The organism is Anaerotignum sp. MSJ-24, assembly GCF_018918145.1.
In the GTDB taxonomy this organism is placed as follows: domain Bacteria; phylum Bacillota; class Clostridia; order Lachnospirales; family Anaerotignaceae; genus Metalachnospira.
On the sequence record NZ_JAHLPX010000007.1, the window covers coordinates 193,656 to 215,116 of the forward strand.

A 21,461-nucleotide genomic window follows, 5' to 3' on the forward strand; every position below is an offset into this window, starting at 1 on the left:
CATTAATGGCAATCCTCTTTTATGTGTATTGAGCTTATTTAATTATTGTAATATAGTCGTCTTTTCTTGGTGCAGGAGATTTGTCCGGTTCAGCCGCATAACCGAGTATGCAGTTGCCTACGCCGATATAATTGCCTGTAATTCCCCATTTTTTAAGAAGAGCTTTTCCGTCCTCTCTTTCGAATGTTTCCTTTGCTCTGTGAATCCAGCATGAGCCAAGACCGATGCTTGCGGCTGCATTCATCATGTTTCCGAGTACAAGACTTCCGTCCTCAACATGGGTAGGTCTTTCGGCATCTGCAAGAACAACGATAACTGTTTTTGCTCCGTAAAAAGGATCAAAACCGGGTTTTCCAAATATTTCTGCATTGATTCTTGAAAGCTCCGCAACGTCTTCGGGATTCTGAACGGCAATGAGTATAGGACTCTGTTTTCCCATTCCTGTGGGAGCCCATGTTCCTGCCTCAAGCACTGTTTCAAGCTCTTCGTCGGTAATCATTTCGGGTTTGTAAGCACGGCAGCTTCTACGTGTTTTGAGTGTTTCGAGAGTTTCGTTTTTAATCATAAGTATTTCCTCCCTTGATATGAATTTAGTTTGCTAATTTTGTTCCGATTTTAATGGCACCTCTGTCACAGCGGTTGCCCCATGAATCAATTAATACACCGTCACGGTATACACAAATGATTTCACAGTTATTCGGACATCGACCGCAGTTTGTATCTCTTGTTTTAAATTCCATATCCTCAACAGAAAAATCGAATACCTTTCGTTTGCTGCTTCTTCCGGCAAGTATTGCAACGCCGAAAGCACCCATAAGATGTCCGTTTTCGTCAACGATTATGTCACAGCCGAGAGCTTCTTTAAATGCGGCTGTAACACCTATGTTTTTGCTTACACCGCCCTGGAAAACAACGGGAGAAAGTATTTTTTTGCCTTTTCCGACGTTGTTAAGGTAGTTTGATACAACAGCCTTGCAAAGACCTGCTATTATATCCTCCTTAGGATGTCCCATCTGTATTTTATGAACAAGGTCTGATTCGGCAAATACGGTACATCTTGCGGCAATCTGGGTAGGGTGAGTTGATTTGAGTGCTATATCTCCGAATTCCTCAACCTCAACGCCAAGACGCTTTGCCTGGCTGGAAAGGAATGAGCCTGTACCTGCGGCACAAAGAGTGTTCATTGCGTAATCAATGGCAACACCATTTTCAACAAGGATTATTTTTGAATCCTGACCGCCAATTTCAAGTATTGTTCTTACATCGGGATAGAGTGTTGTTGTTCCGATTGCGTGTGCGGTGATTTCGTTTTTAACCATTGTTGCACCAACCATTGCACCTACAAGGTTTCTTGCACTTCCTGTTGTGCCTGTTGCAACAATCTGATATGTTTCCTTGTCAAACTGTTCCTCTAATATACCTAAAAGTTTTTTTGCGGAACCGAGAGGATTTCCTTCTGTCCATATATATGAGCTTGCAAGGATATTGTTATCCTCGTCAATAATAACTCCCTTAGTGGAAATAGAGCCTATATCTATTCCGAGATATGCTTCTTTCATTATAAAACCTTCTTTCTCATGCTTATCATATCGTAAAAAGCTTCGAGTCTTGTGGCAAGACCTGTGTCGCTTGTCTGTGAATCATAGGTGAGATACAGAACCGGAATTTTATAGTCCTCACTTATATTGTGAAGAACCGGCATAATATCAATTTCCGGTGTACAGCCTGCTGATTTGATATGGACAATTCCGTCAAAACTATGTGATGCATAGTTTTTAGCCGCCCAGATATTGATTGTTGATGTAGGTCCCATATCATATTTGCAGTATTCCGATGTTTCTACCTGCAAATTTTTGCCTTTGTAGTGGAACATTCTTGAAGTTGCGTTAAGATAACGATATACTTCAACGCCCATATCGGCAAGCTTCTGCTCTACATCGAGATTTGAAAAAGCGTCCTGTGCGGTAAGGAATTCTCCGACTACGCCGACCTTTAACGGATTTTCGGGCTTATCCAGCTCTATATCGTTAAATTCTTTTTTGAATTTTTTATAAGCTGCCTCAAGCTCACGGCCGGTTGTTGCTGTTTCAACGGCTGTGTGGTATCGCTTTATGGCGGTTTTGCAGCTTCCTTTGACCTTTTCGAAGCCACAGTTTTTATAATACATAGCCTCTGCCTCGTCAAGCTGTTCAACGAGCTTAACGGTTTCGGCAAGAACAAGCATCATTTTTGCAACCGACATTCTTGGATTAAGTCTTTTAAGAGCTTTTATATAATCTCTTCGTTTACCTGTGCTGTATTCGGAAAGATTTACAAAGTCGAACTGGTATCCCATATCTCTTAAAATCTGCTCCTGGAGCTCACCGTAATAGCCAAGACGGCAAAGTCCCATGGACATAAATATTGTGTCGGCGCCGGCCTCAAGACAGTCCATCATGCTTCCGAGAGTTGTTTTGAATGGAGTGCAGACATAATCCGGACTTGCCTTTGTGCCTCTGTCGAGAGTTCGTAGTGTCATCTGCGGAGGCATTATATAACGTGCACCGACGCCGTTTTCCATAAAATATTTAAAAGCATAGTTGTAATGAGTGAAGCTTGGAAAAGAGACTTTTTTTACGCCGTTCATTAAAGTGTGCCTCCTTTGAATCTTAAAATATCAACAAAGCTTTCAAGCCTTGTTTCAAGTCCTGCCGTTCCGTCCTGGTCGTCAAGAGTTATGTTGAGTATAGGCTTGCCTCTGAATTTTCGTATAATCATTTCGTCAACCATTGAGTCTGGACCGCAGGGAAATGCAGACATAAGCACCATACCGTCTATCTTGTCTATATGCTCGTCAATACTTCCGACAAGCTCTCGGCTAAGCTCCCATTTTAAAGTAGGAGAAACCTTAGCACTGCGTTTTAAAGCGTCCTTACGGTCAACAACATCAGCCATTATAGGCACTGTACCGAGCTTTTTAAGAAAATCGGTAACCGGCTTTCCGATATATGAATCCATTGCGACATAGCTGTGGGCAACAATGAGAATTTTGAGACCGTTCTTTTTATATAAGCTTTCGTTTGCCTTTAAATGATTTTTAAGGCTTTCGGTTTCGCCTTTTTTTGCCTCTTTATAAGCATTAAGAGCCTCTTTTTTTGAAAAACCAAGCTCAATTCCCATTTCAATGAATGCCTTTTCCTCCGGACAGTCCTCAATTACATCAACATTGTAGGTTAAGAATTTCTGACTTGTTTTTCTGAATGTGTTACATGCAATATCGTATAAAGCCTCGAACTTTGTACACATATTTCGTTTTATTCCGAAGTTGCTTATTCTTGGTATAAGTATATAGTCACATTTGCCGATAAGGCTTTTTACATGACCGAGATAAATTTTTGTACAAAGACAGGCCTCGTCAATAGCTGCTGCTGTACCGGATTTTATTATTTCTTTGTTTGTCGGTTCGCTGATTACGCAGTCAGCACCGAGAATAGAAAAGAAGTTTTTCCATAAAACTTCATATCTGTAATAAAGCATGGCACGAGGAATACCTATTGTAATTTTCTTTTTTACAGGCTCTGCGCCTTTATTTTTCTGCATATATATTATCCACCTCATTATAAGCGTAATTAAAATAATTATAACATATATAAGGGTAAAATGTGATAAATTGCGGCAAAATAAGTTGGACAATTTTCCGGTTTTGTTTCTCAAAAAAATCTTTAAAAAAATTAAAAACCCTATTGACATATAGGAAATTAGGTATATAATATAAACATATCAAAACAGTAGACTTATATGAAATTAGAAAAGCAAACGGAGGAGATAATTATGATCTATAAATCAGCAGCAGAACTCATCGGAAAAACACCACTTATGGAGCTTACAAACTTTGAAAAAGCAAACAATCTTGAAGCAAAAATTATTGCTAAGCTTGAATACTTCAATCCTGCCGGAAGCGTTAAAGACAGAATTGCAAAAGGTATGATCGATGATGCCGAAGCAAAAGGACTTCTTAACAAGGATTCGGTTATTATTGAACCTACATCAGGAAACACAGGTATCGGTCTTGCATCGGTCGCAGCAGCAAGAGGATACAGAATCATTATCGTAATGCCCGAAACAATGAGTATTGAAAGAAGAAAGCTTATGAAGGCTTATGGTGCAGAACTTGTACTTACAGAAGGTGCAAAGGGCATGAAGGGCGCAATCGAAAAGGCTGACGAGCTTGCAAAGGAAATTCCCAACAGCTTTATTCCCGGACAGTTTGTAAACCCTGCAAACCCCGAAGTTCACAGACAGACAACAGGCCCCGAAATCTGGGAAGATGCAGAAGGCAAGGTTGATATTTTCGTTGCAGGCGTTGGTACAGGTGGAACTATAACAGGTATTGGCAGCTATCTTAAATCACAGAATCCCAATGTTAAGGTTGTAGCAGTTGAGCCGCTTACGTCACCTGTGCTTTCACAGGGCAAATCAGGTGCTCATAAGATTCAGGGTATCGGTGCAGGCTTTGTTCCCAAGGTTCTTGATACAAAGGTATACGATGAAATAATTACTGTTGATAACGATGATGCTTTCGAAACAGGCAGAGAAATCGGCAGAAACGAAGGTATCCTTGTTGGTATTTCATCAGGTGCGGCAGTCTGGGCAGCAAGAGAGCTTGCAAAAAGACCTGAAAACAAAGGCAAGAACATTGTTGTTCTCCTTCCCGATACAGGTGACAGATACCTTTCAACTCCTTTATTTGAATAATTAAATATATTTCTAAATTACTTTAGAATTGCTATATTATCCTTCATCCTTCACTAATAACGGCTTTGGTTTAACAGAGCCGTTATTTTTATGCTTGACAAACTGTTAATACTGTATATACTTAATATATACAGTATTAACGAGGAGGTGCTTGAGTGAATATTGTTATAAGCAACAAAGATGACAGGCCGATATATGAACAGATAACTTCTCAGATGAAAAATATGATTTTATCCGGAAAGCTGGAGGAAGGTTCACAGCTTCCGTCTATAAGAGCATTGGCAAAGGATTTGAGAATATCCGTTATAACCACAAAACGAGCATACGAAGAGCTGGAAAGAGATGGCTTTATAATTACTGTTGCCGGAAAAGGCAGTTACGTTGCTGAAAATAATTCGGCTGTGCTTAAAGAAGAAAAAATGAAGCAGCTCGAGGAAAATGTGAGAAGGCTTATTGAAGAGGCATATAACAGCGGAATAAGCAAGAAAGAGGTCAAAGAGATATTTGATATATGTTTGGAGGAATATAGATGAGTATTCTGGAGGTAAAAAATCTATGCAAAAGTTATAAGGGCTTTGATTTGAACAATGTTTCCTTTGATATTTCCGAAGGAACGATAATGGGACTTATAGGAGAAAACGGAGCAGGAAAAAGCACAATAATCAATATAATTACAAATGCTGTGCATAAGGACAGCGGAACGGTAAAGCTGTTCGGAGTTGATTTGGAAAACTGTAATTCGGATATTTGGAACAGCATTGCCGTTGTGCAGGCAGACTGCGGCTTTCCGGAAGAGCTTACGATAAAAAATGCGGAAAGCGTACTGAAGGGAATATATAAAAACTGGGACAGCGGTAAGTTTGAAAGCTATATAAATAAATTAGGTCTGGATTTCAAAAAGAAAATAAAATCCTTGTCAACAGGAATGAAAATGAAGCTTGAGCTTGCCATAGCTCTTTCGCATTCCGCAAAGCTTCTGATACTTGATGAGGCAACAAACGGACTTGATTTTATGGCAAGAAACGAAATATTGGATATACTTATGGATTTTATACAGGACGAAAGCTGTGGTGTGCTTTTAGCATCTCATATTATAGAGGATATGGAGCGTATATGCGATTATATCACGTTCATACACAACGGAAATGTAGTATTTTCGGAAAACAAGGACGATCTGCTTGATAAATATGCGATTATCAATATCGATGAAAATAAGCTTTCGGAACTGGACAGTAAGGCTGTTGTTTATACCGATAAAACACAATATTCGTCGAAGGCACTTGTATACAGAAATCAAATTCCTTCCGGTTTTGAAACCGAAAAAACGACCATACAGGATATAATGTATTTTTATATGAAAGGCGGTAAATGATTATGCTCGGACTTATGAAAAAAGAAATTTTTATGATGAAAAATTCTATGGTTACCGCCGGAATAGTTATGCTTATATTGACTATTGCTATGATTAGCAGTGAAAATGCCGAAATAGGCATACTTTCCGGCTATATAGTCGCTTTTACCGCAATATCGCCAATTACAATGATAGCATATGATGAAAAAAATAAATGGGACAGATATTCATCGGCAATGCCCGCAACAAAAAGACAACAGGTTTTGTGTAAGTATTTAATGGTTATATTGAATATTGTTATACTCACTGCCATATTTATAGCTTTATGCGCAATAAAAGGAGAAACGCTTATTTATATAAAGGGAGTAACAATTATTCCTGTTGTTATGGCAATTACAATCAGCGGAATTGAACTGTTAATGGCATATAAATTCGGGGCAAATAAAGCGAGATTTGTACTTATAGGAATTATGTTTTTGATTGTATTCGGAGCAAAAATATATGGAGCAATGGATATGCTTTCTGTTATTACAAGAAATCCGGCTATGTTTTATATCGGCGGTATTATAGTTGCATTTGCAGTATATATAGCCAGCTTTTGTTTATCGGTACATTTTTATTCAAACAAAGATTTTTAAGGGCTCGAAAGAGCTCTTTTTTATTGAAATAATCGGATTGAATAGGATATAATTAATATAAATAAATCTGATATGGCAATGTTATGATATAAAGATTAATTATGTTTGTAGAGGTGAATATAAATTATGGATAACGGTATATCTCTTGATTCCTATAAAATTTTCTGCACGGTTGTTAAAACGGGAAATATGTCTGCGGCGGCAAAGGAGCTTTATATATCACAGCCGGCTGTGAGCATGGCTGTTAAACAGCTTGAAGAAAAACTCGGAAGTCCGCTTCTTATCAGAACGACAAAGGGAGTCCGCCCTACACCTGAAGGAGAGGTGCTTTATGTCTATCTTGAAAGAGCCTTGAGCATGATAGAAACGGCAGAGCATAAATATCTTGAAATGGCAAGGCTTGAAAAGGGCGAAATACGAATAGGTGCAAGCGATATTGTTATCGGCGGATATTTAATGCCATTTATAGAAAATTTCAGCTATCGTTATCCCGATGTTAGAATTAAGGTTACTAATAAAACAACAAATGAGTCATTAAGATTGCTTAAAAGCGGTGCGATAGATATGTGCTTTATAAACCTTCCCATTGAAAACAGTGATGATCTGGAAATAACGGAATGTATCAAAATACATGATTGCCTTATCGGCGGAACAAAATACAGACATCTTGTTAAAAACGGACTTAAGCTGAGCGAGCTTTCGGATTATCCGCTCCTGCTTTTGGAGGATATGAGCAATACAAGACGACAGCTTGACAGATTTGCCATGGACAACGGAGTTATACTTAAGCCTATAATTGAGCTTGCAAGCTATGATCTGCTTATTCAGTTCGCAAAAATAAATCTTGGACTTACTTTTATAATCCGTGAATTTGACAATATGTCCATTGATAACGAAAGCATATTTGAAATTCCGGTTTCTCCGGAGCTGCCGCCGAGATCGGTCGGTTTGGTTAAGCTGAAAAATGTTGCGTTGTCCTATGCGGCAAAAAGATTTGTCGATATGCTCGGCTTGAAACAGGAGGAATGTAAATGAAAATACTGCATACATCTGACTGGCATTTGGGAAAAACTCTCAACAATATAACACGATATGAGGAACAACAGGAATTTATTGATGAAATAGCCGAGATAGCAAAAGATGAAAATGTTGATATTATACTTATATCCGGAGATATATACGATACATCAAATCCTTCGGCAATGGCAGAAAATATGTTTTTTAATTCTGCCGTAAGGCTTGCACAAAATGGAAAAACTCCCGTTATGGTTATAGCAGGAAACCACGACAGTCCGGACAGACTTCTTGCCGGAGCGGATATTTTAAAGCCTTACGGAGTTCTTGTATCCGGCAGACCGTTTGATTTTAACATAAATGAAAAATATAACGGATATGAAATAACAGCTGAAAACGGAACTGCAGTTATAAACAAAAACGGAGAAACGGCGGTAATTGCACTTCTGCCGTATGTTACCGACCGAAGAATAGACGAAATAATAGGTAAAAGTGACAGCGAAGAAGAAAATGCGGAAAGCTATTCGGATAAGATTGCAGAACTTCTTTCTAAGCTTTCGGAAAGGTTTGAAAACGATACTATAAATATAGTTATGGCTCATTTATATACTTTAGGCGGCAAAGAAAGCGGAAGCGAAAGAAGTATACAGCTTGGTGGAAGTTATTCGGTAAAAGCAAACGCCTTTCCTGAAAAAGCGCAGTATATAGCACTCGGACATCTTCACAGACCGCAGACCGTTTCCGGTACGGATAAAAGAGCTTATTACAGCGGTTCACCACTTCCGTACAGCAAAGAGGAAGCGGTTTATTCAAAGGCTGTCAATATAGTCGAAATTCATGCCGGAGAAAAGGCGAAAATAAAATCAATTCCTATAAGCAGCAGTAAGCCAATTGAAATATGGAAGGTGAATTCTGTTGCGGAGGCAATAGAAAAATGCAGGGAAAACAGCGGAAGAAGCTGTTATGTTTATATAGAAATAAAAACCGACAGAGTAATATCTCTTGAAGAAATACACGAAATGAAGCTTTTGAAAAAGGACATTATGGATATTGTTCCGATAATGGAAAATGATAATGATTTGGTAAATGTCGAAGAAAGAGAAGAGCTTTTGCTCAAGGACAGCTTTATGGATTTTTATAAAAAACTTAAGGGTGCAGAGCCAAATGAAGAAATAACAGAGCTGTTTTTATCTGTTTTCGGAGAGGACGGTGAAGTTAAATGAAACCGGTTAAATTAAAAATTAAGGGCATAAACAGCTTTACCGATGAACAGATTGTTGACTTTGAAAAGCTGTCTAAGGAAGGCTTGTTCGGAATAGTCGGAAACACAGGAAGCGGAAAAAGCTCCATTCTTGATGCCATGACCATTGCACTTTACGGAGAGCTTTCCAAAAACACAAATGAATTTATCAATAAGGAATCATCAACGGCAAGAGTTGTTTTTGAGTTTGTTATTGAGGACAGTGCAGGCGAAAGATATTATACGGTAGAGAGATCTTTCAAAAGAACCGATAAAGAAGAAAAGAAGGCTGTGCTTGCAAGGCTGACCGAAGGCAAAGAGAACATAATGGTCATCGCAGACAAAACGAGAGAGGTCGATAAAAAAATAAAAGAGCTTATCGGCTTATCCTATGAGGATTTCACAAGGACAGTTGTTCTGCCACAGGGCAAATTCAGTGAATTTCTTCTCCAAATAAAAGGAAAAGAAAGAAGAATGATGCTTGAAAAAATATTCGGACTTGAAAAATACGGCACACTTCTTTGGTATAAAATACGTGATGAATTTTCCAAGGAATCGGATAAGCTTAATTCCATAAAATCCAAAATAGAGGTTTACGGTGAGCTGAACAGCGAAATATACAGTGAAAATGAAAAAGAACTTAACGGAATAAAAAGCATTTTAGAAAAGACAAAAACGGAGTTTGCCGCAGAAAAAGAAAAGCTTGCGGACGCAGAGAAGATATTTGAGCTTGCGGAAAATATAAAAAAATATAATTCCGAGCTTGAAAAGCTGGAAAAAGAGAAAAAACAGCTTGACGAATATGCAGAGAAAAATAATATATCTGCCGACAGTCTTACGGTAAACGGTCTTAATAAAATTTTGAACGATTTTAAACAGGCTGAAAAGCTTTCGGAAAATATAAAATCCGAGGAAAGCAAAAAGAAAAATGCGATTATAAGCAAAAAACATTCTGAGGAAAATTATAAGACATCGGTTGAAAATAAAAGTGCTTTACAGCTTAAATTAGATGAGTTAAAGGAAAATGAAAAAAGTATTTCCGAAGGGCTTGAAGAGCTTGAGAAAATAAAAAGTGATATTGCAAAAAGGCTTTTTGAATCTTCGGACAGGCTTAATTCAGCCAATAATCTGTTAAATGCCAAGAAAAACGAATATTCCGAGGCAGACAAAGCAGTCAAAATGATTGCCGGATTGAACGCAGAAATAAATACAAAGAAAAAAGAGCTTGAAGGAACAAATAAAAATATTGCAAAGGGAAACGGAATAATAGAAGAAAATAATAACAATATTGATAAAACCGAGAAAGATATTGAAAATTTAAAAAATGCCAATATTGCGGCGGTGCTTTCGGCAAGGCTTTCGGAAAACGAGCCATGTCCGGTATGCGGTTCTTATGTCCATCCAAATCCGGCAAAGGAGATAGAAACCACTGTGATTTCAGCATATGAAAGCAGACTGAAAAAGCTTAAATCAAACGGAGAAAAATATATAAAACGTTTACGGGAATTGCAAGGAGAAAAGGGTAATTTGGAAGGAATTATAAAAAGCAAAACAGAGGAACTTTCCAAGTACAGTACAGTTATTGAAGGAAAAAATATTGATGTGTTAAAAGCTGAGTATGAAACCGAAAAGGAAAAATATTCTGAGCTTATAAAAATCAATAACGGACTGAAAAAGGAAAATGATGACGTAACCGGAAAATATGAAATGCTTTCAAAGCAGAAAAAGACAGCAGAAAGAAATACAGAACAGCATGAAAACAAAATAAAAGCTTTGGACGAAAGTATCAAAAACTGTGAGTCCGATATAAAGATATGCGAAAACAAAATTATAAGCTGTGATGAAATAATATCAAACAACAAAAACGAAATAAGAAAGCTTATGGGCGAAAGAAATATTGATAATATAGGCAATATTATCAAAGAAACGGAATATGCACTGGAATTTGTTTCGGATTATTCAAGACGAAAAAATCTTGCAGAGGATAATATTAAGGATTATAAATCACAGCTCGGAGAAAGATATATAACAGAGGAAGAGCTGCAAGTAATAAAAAACAATGTGTATGAGCTTGAAAACAGGCAGACAGCTTTATCAAACAGCTATGCGGTCGTTTCCAAAGAGCTTGTCAGAATGAAAGAAAATCTTTCGGAGGTTGAAAAGCTGAATGCCGAGCTTAAAAAGAGCAGTCACAGACATGATATGCTCAATGAGCTTTCAAAGCTTGTACAGGGCAACAAATTTGTTGAGTATATGGCGGAAAACCAGTTGAGATATATTGCCGCCGACGCATCTGAAAGACTGAAAAAAATAAGCGGCGGAAGATATGCCATAGAAATACTTGACGGAGAATTTATAATACGAGATGATTTCTGCGGAGGCAGAAAACGCTATCCAAATACGCTTTCCGGCGGAGAAGTGTTCCTTACGTCCTTTGCATTGGCACTTTCGCTCTCCAACAGAATACAAATGAGAAGCAATGCACCGATGAGGTTTTTCTTCTTGGACGAAGGCTTCGGAACACTTGATCATAATACACTTGAAACGGTTATGAACTCTCTGAATACATTAATCGGTTCCGGAATGACTGTCGGTGTGATAACCCATGTTGATGCGGTAAAGGAGCAGCTGCCGGTTAAGCTTGAGGTAATTCCGGCATCTCCGGGAGAGCATGGAAGTATCGTTAAAATGATTTGTTAAGAATTACTTAAACATTATTATTGAAGACATAGTATGTTATGTCATAGTGACAAATTCGCTAATTGTCTAATCTGATAATAGAAAAAAATCTCATAATGATATAAAATAATGCTTGGGAGAATATAATTATACAATCATAGGAGGATAAAAATATGGGATCTTTAGATGGTTTAAAAGTTTTGGATTTTTCAACATTACTTCCGGGACCTTACGCAACACTTATGCTTGCAGATATGGGTGCTGATGTTCTTAAGGTAAGCTCAGCAAGCAAACCGGATATAGTACTTGACTATCCGCCTTTCATAGATGATACAGGCATATCAGCTTGTCAGGCTTGGCTCGGAAGAAACAAGAAAACAATGTTCCTTAATCTTAAGACAGAGGAAGGAAAGAAAATCGTTAAAGAACTCGTAAAAGAGTATGATATAGTTCTTGAACAGTTCAGACCAGGTGTTATGGACAAGCTTGGTCTTGGCTATGAAGATTTAAAAGCAGTTAATCCCGGAGTAATCTATTGCTCACTCACAGGATATGGCCAGAGCGGCCCTCTCAGAGATGCAGCCGGACATGACATTAATTATATGTCAAGAAGCGGTATCATTTCTCATGCAGGAAGAAAGGTCGGCGGACCTTCTCTTATGAACTTCCAGATTGCAGATATTGCTGTTGGTTCACTTAACTCCGTTATCGGTATTCTTGCGGCTGTTAATTACAGAAGAAATACAGGCAAAGGCCAGTACATAGACGTAGCAATGATGGACGGCTGTGTTCCTTTCAACTCACTTGACGGCGCAAGCTTCCTTGTATCCGGCGAAGAACCTAAACGTGAAGGCGAAAGACTTAACGGCGGCTGTATGTATGACTTCTATGAAACAAAGGACGGACGTTATATGAGCGTTGGTTCTCTTGAGCCTAAGTTCTGGAAAGACTTTTGTATGGCAATCGGCCGTGAGGACTTAATCGAAGGCACAGTATGGCCCGAAAATGTTGATGAGGTTAAGGCTGAAATCAGAGGAATATTCAAGACAAAGACAATGGACGAATGGGTAGAGGTATTCAGCAAATACGATGCCTGCGTTCAGCCTGTACTCAACCTTAAAGAGGCTCTTCTTGAGGACGAGCAGGTTAAAGACAGAAAAATGGTTGTTGATGTTGACCTTCCTCTCCATGACGGCGTAAAGGTTAAACAGCTTGCAACATCAATCAAGCTTTCGGAATGCCCTTGCGAATATAAATTTGCCGGCTATCCCGTAGGCTATCATACAAAAGAAATTATCGACAAGCTTGGTCTTGATTACTCGGATCTTGAGGCTAAGGGAGTATTTAAATAATAAGTCGAAAAATAGATTTTTATAAAGCAAATGGAGCTGTTATTCACAGCTCCATTAATTTTATCCGAATATGCAGTTTACAAATTCATCTGCGGTTATTTCTCCGAGAATTTCTTTTAATGGCAGATTTAAAAGCCTTTCTTTTATTGCAACGGGTGAAAATTCTGTATTTTCGAGAGCCTTTTCTAATTCGGATATATCCTTTACCGCCATAAAATCTCCGAAAACCTTACATTCAGTTATTTTATCTTTTTCGACATTCATATTTATTTCAATTATTCCGCCGTCAAAATGTCGGCTTGCGTGTATTTTCATAGGCTGAGCGTTTCTGAATGTCCATGCCGGCTCGGCATATTTTTTACTCAGTTCAGTTACTTCTCTGATTTCTTCATCAGAAAGCTTATATTCCTCTATATCCGATTCGGTACGGATTGATTTCAACAGCATTTCACGAAAATCATTGATTGTTGTGCCTTCCTGAAGGTAATCCGATATGTTTGCAACTCGGCTTTCGACAGATTTTGTGCTTTTTGAAGTGAACTTTTCCGGTTTAACCTTAAGTGAAGATGATATTTTTTTAACATTCGAGTCAAATAAAAGCGTTCCGTGATGAAGTATTCTGTTTTTATATAATCTCTGTGCATTGCCTGAAATTTTTCGCCCGTTAACGGTTATGTCGTTTCGTCCGTCAGCCGATGCGGTTATGCCCATTGATGCCAATGCTCTTATTATCGGCTGTACAAAATCGTTTATTGTAAATCCGCTTTTTTCGTCAAGATTTGTAATGAATGAAAAGTTGATATTGCCTAAATCATGGTATACAGCACCGCCTCCGGTTGTTCTTCTTACCACCGTTATATTGTTCTCTTTTACATAGTCGAAATTGATTTCTTCGGCTGCATTCTGGTTTATCCCTATAACAATGGTGTTGTCGTTCTGCCATAAAAGCATAAAGTTTTTATCTGAAATATTTTTCAGTAAATATTCTTCGAGTGCAAGATTAAAATACGGATTTGTACATCTGTTATCAATGAAAAAAAGTTTGTTAAGCATATACGTTCCCCTCTTTAATAAAAATATTGTTATTTACATAACAAAATTGACCGTTTTTTGTTAATGTGCTATGATTATATCACAATCAGTTCTGCAATATAAGACTTAATTCTATATATTATTTTATGAGGAGGAAGTATTAATGAGCGAATATGTAGGAAAAATTACTGAATTACCCGAGGCACTTGGCAACTTTATGCCTAATTCATCTAAAAAGGTTGTTTTCGGACCGACACATTTCTGGCCTGATTATGTTTTAAGATGTTTTGACCTTGAACCCAGCGCAGGTTCACATGAGCCGCATACACATGAATGGTGTCATTGGATGGTTGTTTTTGAAGGCAATGGAATTTTCAACATCGACGGAAAAGAGTATCCAGTTGAAAGAGGAACATGGTGTCATGTTCCCAGCGGAGTTCCTCACAACTTCTATAATGCTTCTGATAAAGAGCATTTTGTATTCCTTTGCATCGTTCCTCCCGAAGGCGATGTAAACCCCACACTTGCAGGTTCTAAGGGCTGCTGATGACAAATATATTTTTGAAGGAGATTATATAAATGTACGAAAAGACTTATAAAGTATCAGGTAAAAAGGTTGGCGACCTCGGCGTTGAGGTAACAGCAAGAGGACATAAAATTAAGGTTGACGAGCCTATCGAAGGCGGCGGCGAAGACACAGGAATGAATCCCGTTGAAATGCTTCTCGGAAGCATTGCAGCTTGTCAGACAATTTCAACTTCTATCTATGCGGAATCAATGGGAATTAAAATTGACGAAATGTCAATCGAAGTAGAAGGAGATATGGATTCAGCCGGATTTATGGGATATGCAAAATTCAGACCCGGTTATACAAATATCCGTTCACACATAAAAATTAAATCAGACGCAGATCCTGCAATGGTTCAGCAGCTTATAGACCTTGTTGAAATCAGATGCCCTGTTGAAGACTCGGTTAAGAACGGTGTAGAAATTGCACATGCAAAGGTTGAAGTGGAAAAATAATTTTAAATTTTATACATAAGGAGAGAGTACAATGAGCGAAGTAAAATATGTTGGAAAAATTACTGATTTACCCGAAGCACCCGGTAACTTTATCGAAAATGCTTCTAAAAAAGTAGTATTCGGACCTCTTCATTTCTGGCCCGATTATGTAATGAGATGTTTTGATCTTAAACCCGGCGCAGGCGAAAAGGAGCCTCATACACATCCTTGGCCTCATTGGGTAGTTATCTATGACGGAGAGGGTGTATTCTGTATTGACGGTGTTGAATATCCCGTAAAGAGAGGCGACTGGGTACACGTTCCCGGAGATCATCCTCACTATAACTACAATTCATCGGCAACAGAAAACTTCTGTTTCCTTTGTATAGTTCCTCCCGAAGGCGATGTAAGTCCTTTACTTATGGGCAAGGGATGTTAATGGCGTGAAACGCCATAAGGCAAAATTTTTAATTCTCCTCGACGGAAGTGAATTCCGTCTATTGACCGCACAAGACAGTGCGGTTGCCGTAGGCAACTTTTGCAAAGCAAAAGTCATGAACTGGATGGATTCCATTCGGGACGCTTGCAGCTTCCCGAACCCTTTCTGCTATTGAAAGTTGGTGCTTAATTTTATAGGGCGGTCTATGACCGCCTTGTATTTTACGAAATTTTAGTGTTATGAGGTGGTAAAAATGGCAAAACTTCTCACTTTACCTAAATTATCGGTTGTTATGAAAGAAGGAAAAATAATCAACTGGTATTTTAATGAAGGTGACAAAATAAAAAAAGGTGACGTTCTCTATGATGTTGAGGCAGGAAAGATGGGCGGCTCTGCCGAGTCTGAGGACGAAGGAACAATTCTCAAAATATTGGCAAATGTCGGTGACAAGCTTAAATGCGGCGAGCCTGTTGCTATAATCGGTGAACCCGGCGAAAGCTTTGAGGAGCTTATTCCCGTAAAGGCAGAAGAAACAGAAGAAACAGCCGAAAAAACAACTGTTGCCGTAATCGGCGGCGGCCCCGGAGGATATGTTGCGGCAATAAGAGCGGCACAGCTCGGTGCAGAGGTAACTCTTATAGAAAAACAGCATATCGGCGGTACTTGTCTTAACGAAGGCTGTATTCCGACAAAAGCACTTCTTCACAGTGCGGAGGTTATGGAAGAAGCAAAAAAAGGTGCAGGCATTGGTGTTATTGCTGAGCCTAAGCTCGATTTCGTCAAGGTGATGGAAAACAAAAATGCAGTTGTAAACAGACTTGTAAACGGCGTTAAAGGACTTCTTTCAAACAATGATATAAAGGTTATTGACGGAGAAGCTTCATTTAAAGACAAGACAACTCTTGTAATAAAAACAGCGGACGGTGAACAGGAGTTTAAAGCTGACAAATATATAATTGCGGCCGGTTCGGTTCCGGCGGTTGTGCCTATCGAAGGAATTAATTCTCCTCAGTGCATAGACAGCACAGCGGCATTATCGCTCGATAGAGTGCCTAAGTCAATGGCTGTTATCGGCGGCGGTGTTATCGGCGTTGAAATGGCTACCGCATACAGTGCTTTCGGAACAAAAATTACAATAATAGAAATGCTTCCGAGACTTGTTATGAATATGGACGAGGACATGGTCAAGCTTGCTGAGAAATCACTTATAAAGAACAATGCCGATATTCTTACATCTACAAAGGTAGTTTCTATTGAAGATAAAGGAGAAACAGCTGTTGTTAATGTAGAGAAAGACGGAGTTAAGTCAACCGTTGAGGCTGAAAAGGTTCTTGTATGTATAGGAAGAAAGCCGGCAACGGTAGCACTTAATCTTGATGCGGCAGGCATAGAAAACGAACGTGGTGCAATAAAAGTAAACGATGCAATGGAAACAAATATAAGAAATATATATGCTATCGGTGACTGCACAGGCGGAATAATGCTTGCTCATGTTGCATCTGCACAGGGTGAAACAGCCGCAGAAAACGCAATGGGACATGACAGCACATTCAGCGCAAAGACAAATCCTGCCTGCGTTTACACACAGCCGGAAATGGCATCTGTCGGCTATGATGAGGAAAAAGCTAAGAAAGCCGGAATTGCATACACTGTCGGATATTTCAATCTCGGCGGAAACGGCAAATCAATTATAATGAACGGCGGAGAAGGCTTTGTAAAAATTATTGCACATAGCCGTTCAAAGAAAATACTCGGTATGCAGATGGTCGGCCCGAGAGCAACAGACCTTATTGCGGAAGGTGCACTTGCGATAAGCATGAATGCCGGCATTGAGGATATTATAAAGACAATCCATGCACATCCTACGGTCGGTGAGGCTGTAAGAGAGGCGGCATTATCTGCCGACGGAAGAGCGATACACGGATAAAATATCAAATTGAAATTATGATTTACGGAGAAGGTCATTAATGGCTTTCTCCTTTTTTATTTAACATAAAATGGAATAAAAATGCCCGTTATGTAACAAAAATTTCAGGCGTGTTACAGTTATGTTACAAAACCTCCGAATCTATTGACTTTATTTTAGGCTTGGATAAAATATAAGTATATGTGACAGGAATGCCGGAACCGGCAGCTATCCCGACAAAGTTGTCAGTGAAAGCGTAAATGTCAAGTATATTGATTAATCGGTATAAACCAATGTACTTTTAAAATTTAAGGAGGAAAAGCAATGAAAAAGAAATTGGCTTTAATTATGGCTGCAATCATGACAGTTGCAATGGTCCCTGCTACTGCATTTGCATCCACAAAGCTCACAGCTGTTGATGAGATCAAAGTTGGCACAGACAAGATCTTCACATCAAGAGTTGAGCTTAAAAAGAACAACGACCAGGTAGATATCGAAGGCGAAACATTCGATGTATACGCAACACTTACAAACGGTACATTTGCATACGTTGATGATGACGATGACAATGACTACCAGATGGAAGAAGCTGGCTACTTAGGCACAACAACAGGCGTTACGGATGTTGAAATCATGAGCAACACAAAGGCTAAGATTACACTTGATGCTAAAACATTTAATCAGGTAGCTGGCAAAGCTGGCGATGCTTGTGTACTTCCTTTAATCGTTAAATCAGGCGAAGTTGGCGATGTAGTTGTTAAATTTACAAGCAACGTAACAGCATTCAAAACAGCTTCAGAAGTAATCGCAAACGTTCAGACAGGTAAGGTTACAATCGAAACAGAAGGCGTTAAGACTTTTGTTGAAGATGCTACAGAAGATGAAAAAGCACTTAAAGACATCACAATCAACGAACTTACACCCGACGTACTTAAGGGCGGTTCAATCAAACTTAAGCTCAGCGGAAACTGGAAGTTCACAGAAGCTGGCACAGTTACATTCCTTAACGAGGATGGCGTAGCAGCTACAGCTACAATTGTCGATGATGATGAAATCCAGATCGACTTCACACATGATAACTTCACACCTAACATGCTTACAGATATGACTATCTCAGGCGTTACTGTAAAGACAGCTAAGAAATGCAAAGCTGGCGATGTAGCTACAATCACAGTATCATCAATGGCTTCATCAAAGGAATTCTCAAACGTTAAGCTTGAGGTTGCTAAGATGGTTAAAGAAGCTGTAACATACTCAGTTGAAGACAAAGACCTTCCTCAGATCTGGGCAGGTGCTTACAACGACGACACAAACACACTTAAGTTATCAATCGAAGAAAACACAGGCGATATCCTTAACACATCAAGAAAAGCTACATTCACATTCCCTGAAGGAATCGAAGTAGCAGACGCTGAATTCTCAGGCAACGGAAATGACGACTTCACATATGAAATCGACGAAAACGTTGTAACAATCAAGAACTACTCAAAGAACAATGAGGAATCAAAGAAGACAGACCTCGATGTTAAATTTATCCTTAATGCAGCACCTACATTCTCAGGTGATGTAAACGTTACACTCGGCGGACAGTTCGACGACGTAACACTTAAGGTAGCTACAGTTAAAGCTCCTTACACAGTAACAGCTAAGACAAGCGAAGTACTTATCGACTACAGATATGTACCTGTAAACGACATCGTTATTACAGAAGCTGAAGAAGGTATCCTTAAAGAAGACGATCAGATCATCCTTGGCGTTGAAAAGATGGACTTCGAAGATGCTGGTAAAGTAGAAGTTACAGAAGGTGACATCGATGTTGATGTTGATATCGACGACAACTATCCTTCAGCTAGCCTTTATGAAACAAGATTTGACAAGGCATTACTTACATTAACAGTAAACGACGAGTCAACAGAGGCTTCAACAATCGTTATCAGCGGTCTTGAACTCTACCTTGACAGAACTCTTCCTGTAGGTGGATATGCTCTTCAGAACTTAGGTGGATACAACAGACAGAATGATGGCGCTATCAACATTCTCTGGGAAAACTCTTCACCTGACAAAGATGAATATGATGCAGAGGCTTCAACAGATGAAGCATACCTTGCAGTATTCAAGTACAAAGCAGTTACAGTAAACGACAGCTATGTTGATGTTATCACATCAGCTCGTGACCAGGATGACTCTACAACAAACAAGAAGATCATCATCACAGTTGGCGCTTCAACAATGTCAGTTGGAACAGAAACAGTTAACCTTGACGCTCCTGCATACATCAACAGCGAAAACTACACAATGCTTCCTGTAAGAGCAATCTCAGAAGCATTCGGTGCAACAGTTAACTGGGATGCAGCATCAAGAACAGTAACAGTACTCAGCGGACAGAGAATCATCTCTATGACAATCGGATCAAGAACAATGTACATCAACGGTACACCTGTTGCTATGAACACAACAGCAGCAATCGTTAATGACAGAACATTCATCCCTGTAAGAGATCTTGCTAACTCACTTGGTATCAGTGCAATCAACTGGACAGAAGCTTCAGGTACAGTTACACTTAACTAATTAATCCGAATTAATTTAATTTAACATAGGATTTATCCCCTCCGTTTTACGGAGGGGATTTTTTGTGCCCAAATATTAATATTTTTAAAATATTAAAAGTTTTTGTTGAATATAGTAATATTAGAAACTATAATAAGAGTAATTCGTTTTTTGACATATATTTTACTTAACTACGAGGTGATACATTGGACGATAAAAAGAAAAAACCATATTTAAGCTGGATGATTACCATATTTGGAGCTATTGCACTGAGTATAATATTCTTCTTTATTATTTTTAAATTTGAGGAGTTCGGTGGTGTAATATCAAAGCTTATGTCAATAGTAAGGCCGATTATTTATGGTGCCTGTATCACATATCTTCTTAGACCGATATGCAATTTTTACGAAAGATTTTTGATTAAGCATACGAAAATAAAAAAACGTAAGACAATAAATTTATTGGCTGTTGCTTTGAGTATGATTTCAGCGATAGTTATTGTTTATTTGATACTTATGATTATTATTCCTCAGGTTTTCTCAAGTATTATGACGCTGATAAATATAGTTCCGTCTAAGCTTGATGATGCTTCTACATGGCTTGATAATGTTGTTGAGCATGAGTCAATATACGGAAAATATATAAATGATATATATGAACAAGCGAAAGTCTTTTTCACCGACTGGATCACAAATGTTTTGCAGCCTAATTTGCAGAGCGTTATAGAAGGCGTAGGAACGGGAATATTAAACAGCCTTATGTTTGTTAAGGACTCATTTATAGGAATTGTTGTTGCGGTATATCTGCTTACTGCAAGAAGAAACTTCAAAAAACATTTCAGACTTATTCTTGCAAGTATATTCAAACCTAAATGGTATGACATGATAAATGAAGAGCTTATATTTGCGGATAGTGTGTTTGTAGGCTTTTTGAACGGCAAAATATTGGATTCGGCGATTATCGGTGTAATATGCTATATATGCTGCCGTCTTTTCGATTTTCCCAATGCAATGCTTATTTCGGTTATAATCGGAGTAACAAACATAATACCGTTTTTCGGTCCGTTTATCGGTGCTATTCCGTCGGCATTGCTTATATTGATTGAATCGCCGATAAAGACGGTCTGGTTTGTTATTTTCATCATTGTTTTACAGCAGATTGACGGAAACATAATAGGCCCGAAGATACTCGGAAACAAAACCGGACTTTCGAGCTTCTGGGTATTGTTCTCCATATTGCTTTTCGGCGGTATGTGGGGCTTTATAGGAATGGTGATCGGTGTTCCTCTGTTTGCGGTAATATATGATGTTATCGGAAAGCTTGTCTATTTCGGACTTAAACGAAACGGACGGGAGGATATGATAGAGGAAGGCGAGAAAAAAGTATTTAATTAGATTATAAAATAGATGTTTTATTTCATTTTTGCACTCTGTTTTTGTACTTTGTGACAGGTATAGGAGCAGAGTGTTTTTATGTTCAGCGGTTACTTGCAGGGCGTGAGTTGAAATGATATAATCATATAACTGA

At 38.6% G+C, this 21,461-nt stretch carries 19 protein-coding genes; 14 read left to right on the forward strand and 5 right to left on the reverse strand.

The genetic code is table 11. The annotated features are described in order from the left end of the window. Nucleotides 1-34: 34 nt before the first annotated feature. Genes KQI66_RS07180 through KQI66_RS07195 form a run of 4 tightly spaced genes read right to left on the reverse strand, consistent with a single transcriptional unit; the run spans nucleotide 35 to nucleotide 3,579 of the window. Complete coding sequence (locus tag KQI66_RS07180; protein ID WP_216428116.1) at nucleotides 35-565, reverse strand: nitroreductase family protein; 531 nt, start codon at nucleotides 563-565, stop codon at nucleotides 35-37. 25 nt (nucleotides 566-590) lie between these two features. Then, a complete protein-coding gene (locus KQI66_RS07185; RefSeq protein ID WP_216428118.1) occupies nucleotides 591-1,559 on the reverse strand; it encodes an acyl-CoA dehydratase activase in 969 nt (322 codons plus the stop codon). Next, on the reverse strand, nucleotides 1,559-2,626 hold the full coding sequence (locus tag KQI66_RS07190; RefSeq protein ID WP_216428119.1) for a hypothetical protein: 1,068 nt from the start codon (nucleotides 2,624-2,626) through the stop codon (nucleotides 1,559-1,561). Before KQI66_RS07190 ends, KQI66_RS07185 begins: the two co-directional genes overlap by 1 nt. Continuing rightward, nucleotides 2,626-3,579, reverse strand: a complete 954-nt coding sequence (locus KQI66_RS07195) for an acyl-CoA dehydratase activase-related protein (RefSeq protein ID WP_216428121.1) — start codon at nucleotides 3,577-3,579, stop codon at nucleotides 2,626-2,628. The genes KQI66_RS07190 and KQI66_RS07195 overlap by 1 nt, the downstream gene beginning before the upstream one ends. A 225-nt stretch (nucleotides 3,580-3,804) precedes the next feature. Here KQI66_RS07195 and cysK point away from each other — a divergent pair, with 225 nt between their 5' ends. The 8 genes from cysK to KQI66_RS07235 all read left to right on the forward strand — a co-directional run bounded on the left by cysK (nucleotide 3,805) and on the right by KQI66_RS07235 (nucleotide 13,008). Continuing rightward, nucleotides 3,805-4,734, forward strand: a complete 930-nt coding sequence (cysK, locus tag KQI66_RS07200) for a cysteine synthase A (RefSeq protein WP_334300587.1) — start codon at nucleotides 3,805-3,807, stop codon at nucleotides 4,732-4,734. Between the two features lie 155 nt (nucleotides 4,735-4,889). After that, nucleotides 4,890-5,267, forward strand: a complete 378-nt coding sequence (locus KQI66_RS07205) for a GntR family transcriptional regulator (RefSeq protein WP_216428125.1) — start codon at nucleotides 4,890-4,892, stop codon at nucleotides 5,265-5,267. Further along, nucleotides 5,264-6,106, forward strand: coding sequence for an ABC transporter ATP-binding protein (locus KQI66_RS07210; protein WP_216428127.1), 843 nt, complete (start codon nucleotides 5,264-5,266; stop codon nucleotides 6,104-6,106). The genes KQI66_RS07205 and KQI66_RS07210 overlap by 4 nt, the downstream gene beginning before the upstream one ends. Nucleotides 6,107-6,108: 2 nt before the next feature. Beyond that, nucleotides 6,109-6,723 carry an ABC-2 transporter permease gene (locus tag KQI66_RS07215; protein ID WP_216428129.1) on the forward strand — a complete coding sequence of 205 codons (615 nt, stop codon included), beginning with the start codon at nucleotides 6,109-6,111 and terminating at the stop codon, nucleotides 6,721-6,723. 126 nt (nucleotides 6,724-6,849) lie between these two features. Further along, a complete protein-coding gene (locus KQI66_RS07220; RefSeq protein WP_216428131.1) occupies nucleotides 6,850-7,758 on the forward strand; it encodes a LysR family transcriptional regulator in 909 nt (302 codons plus the stop codon). Next, nucleotides 7,755-8,960 carry a metallophosphoesterase family protein gene (locus KQI66_RS07225; RefSeq protein ID WP_216428133.1) on the forward strand — a complete coding sequence of 402 codons (1,206 nt, stop codon included), beginning with the start codon at nucleotides 7,755-7,757 and terminating at the stop codon, nucleotides 8,958-8,960. Before KQI66_RS07220 ends, KQI66_RS07225 begins: the two co-directional genes overlap by 4 nt. Then, nucleotides 8,957-11,677 carry an SbcC/MukB-like Walker B domain-containing protein gene (locus KQI66_RS07230; protein WP_216428134.1) on the forward strand — a complete coding sequence of 907 codons (2,721 nt, stop codon included), beginning with the start codon at nucleotides 8,957-8,959 and terminating at the stop codon, nucleotides 11,675-11,677. Before KQI66_RS07225 ends, KQI66_RS07230 begins: the two co-directional genes overlap by 4 nt. Nucleotides 11,678-11,829: 152 nt before the next feature. Next, entirely contained in the window at nucleotides 11,830-13,008 is a 1,179-nt protein-coding gene (locus KQI66_RS07235) for a CaiB/BaiF CoA transferase family protein (protein WP_216428135.1), read from the forward strand. Between the two features lie 60 nt (nucleotides 13,009-13,068). Here the strand turns inward: KQI66_RS07235 and KQI66_RS07240 are convergent, their stop codons facing one another. Beyond that, a complete protein-coding gene (locus KQI66_RS07240; RefSeq protein ID WP_216428136.1) occupies nucleotides 13,069-14,061 on the reverse strand; it encodes a lipoate--protein ligase in 993 nt (330 codons plus the stop codon). A gap of 142 nt (nucleotides 14,062-14,203) precedes the next feature. Here KQI66_RS07240 and KQI66_RS07245 point away from each other — a divergent pair, with 142 nt between their 5' ends. The 6 genes from KQI66_RS07245 to KQI66_RS07270 all read left to right on the forward strand — a co-directional run bounded on the left by KQI66_RS07245 (nucleotide 14,204) and on the right by KQI66_RS07270 (nucleotide 21,328). Next, entirely contained in the window at nucleotides 14,204-14,587 is a 384-nt protein-coding gene (locus KQI66_RS07245; RefSeq protein ID WP_216428137.1) for a cupin domain-containing protein, read from the forward strand. Between the two features lie 32 nt (nucleotides 14,588-14,619). Then, entirely contained in the window at nucleotides 14,620-15,063 is a 444-nt protein-coding gene (locus tag KQI66_RS07250) for an OsmC family protein (RefSeq protein ID WP_216428138.1), read from the forward strand. A gap of 31 nt (nucleotides 15,064-15,094) precedes the next feature. Further along, nucleotides 15,095-15,481 carry a cupin domain-containing protein gene (locus tag KQI66_RS07255; protein ID WP_216428139.1) on the forward strand — a complete coding sequence of 129 codons (387 nt, stop codon included), beginning with the start codon at nucleotides 15,095-15,097 and terminating at the stop codon, nucleotides 15,479-15,481. A 253-nt stretch (nucleotides 15,482-15,734) separates the two neighbouring features. Further along, entirely contained in the window at nucleotides 15,735-17,408 is a 1,674-nt protein-coding gene (gene lpdA / locus KQI66_RS07260; RefSeq protein WP_216428141.1) for a dihydrolipoyl dehydrogenase, read from the forward strand. A gap of 303 nt (nucleotides 17,409-17,711) precedes the next feature. Next, a complete protein-coding gene (locus KQI66_RS07265) occupies nucleotides 17,712-19,955 on the forward strand; it encodes a copper amine oxidase N-terminal domain-containing protein (RefSeq protein WP_216428143.1) in 2,244 nt (747 codons plus the stop codon). Nucleotides 19,956-20,140: 185 nt separating this feature from the next. Further along, nucleotides 20,141-21,328: an AI-2E family transporter gene (locus tag KQI66_RS07270; RefSeq protein ID WP_216428144.1), complete on the forward strand. Its 1,188-nt coding sequence runs from the start codon at nucleotides 20,141-20,143 to the stop codon at nucleotides 21,326-21,328. The last annotated feature ends 133 nt before the right edge of the window (nucleotides 21,329-21,461 follow it).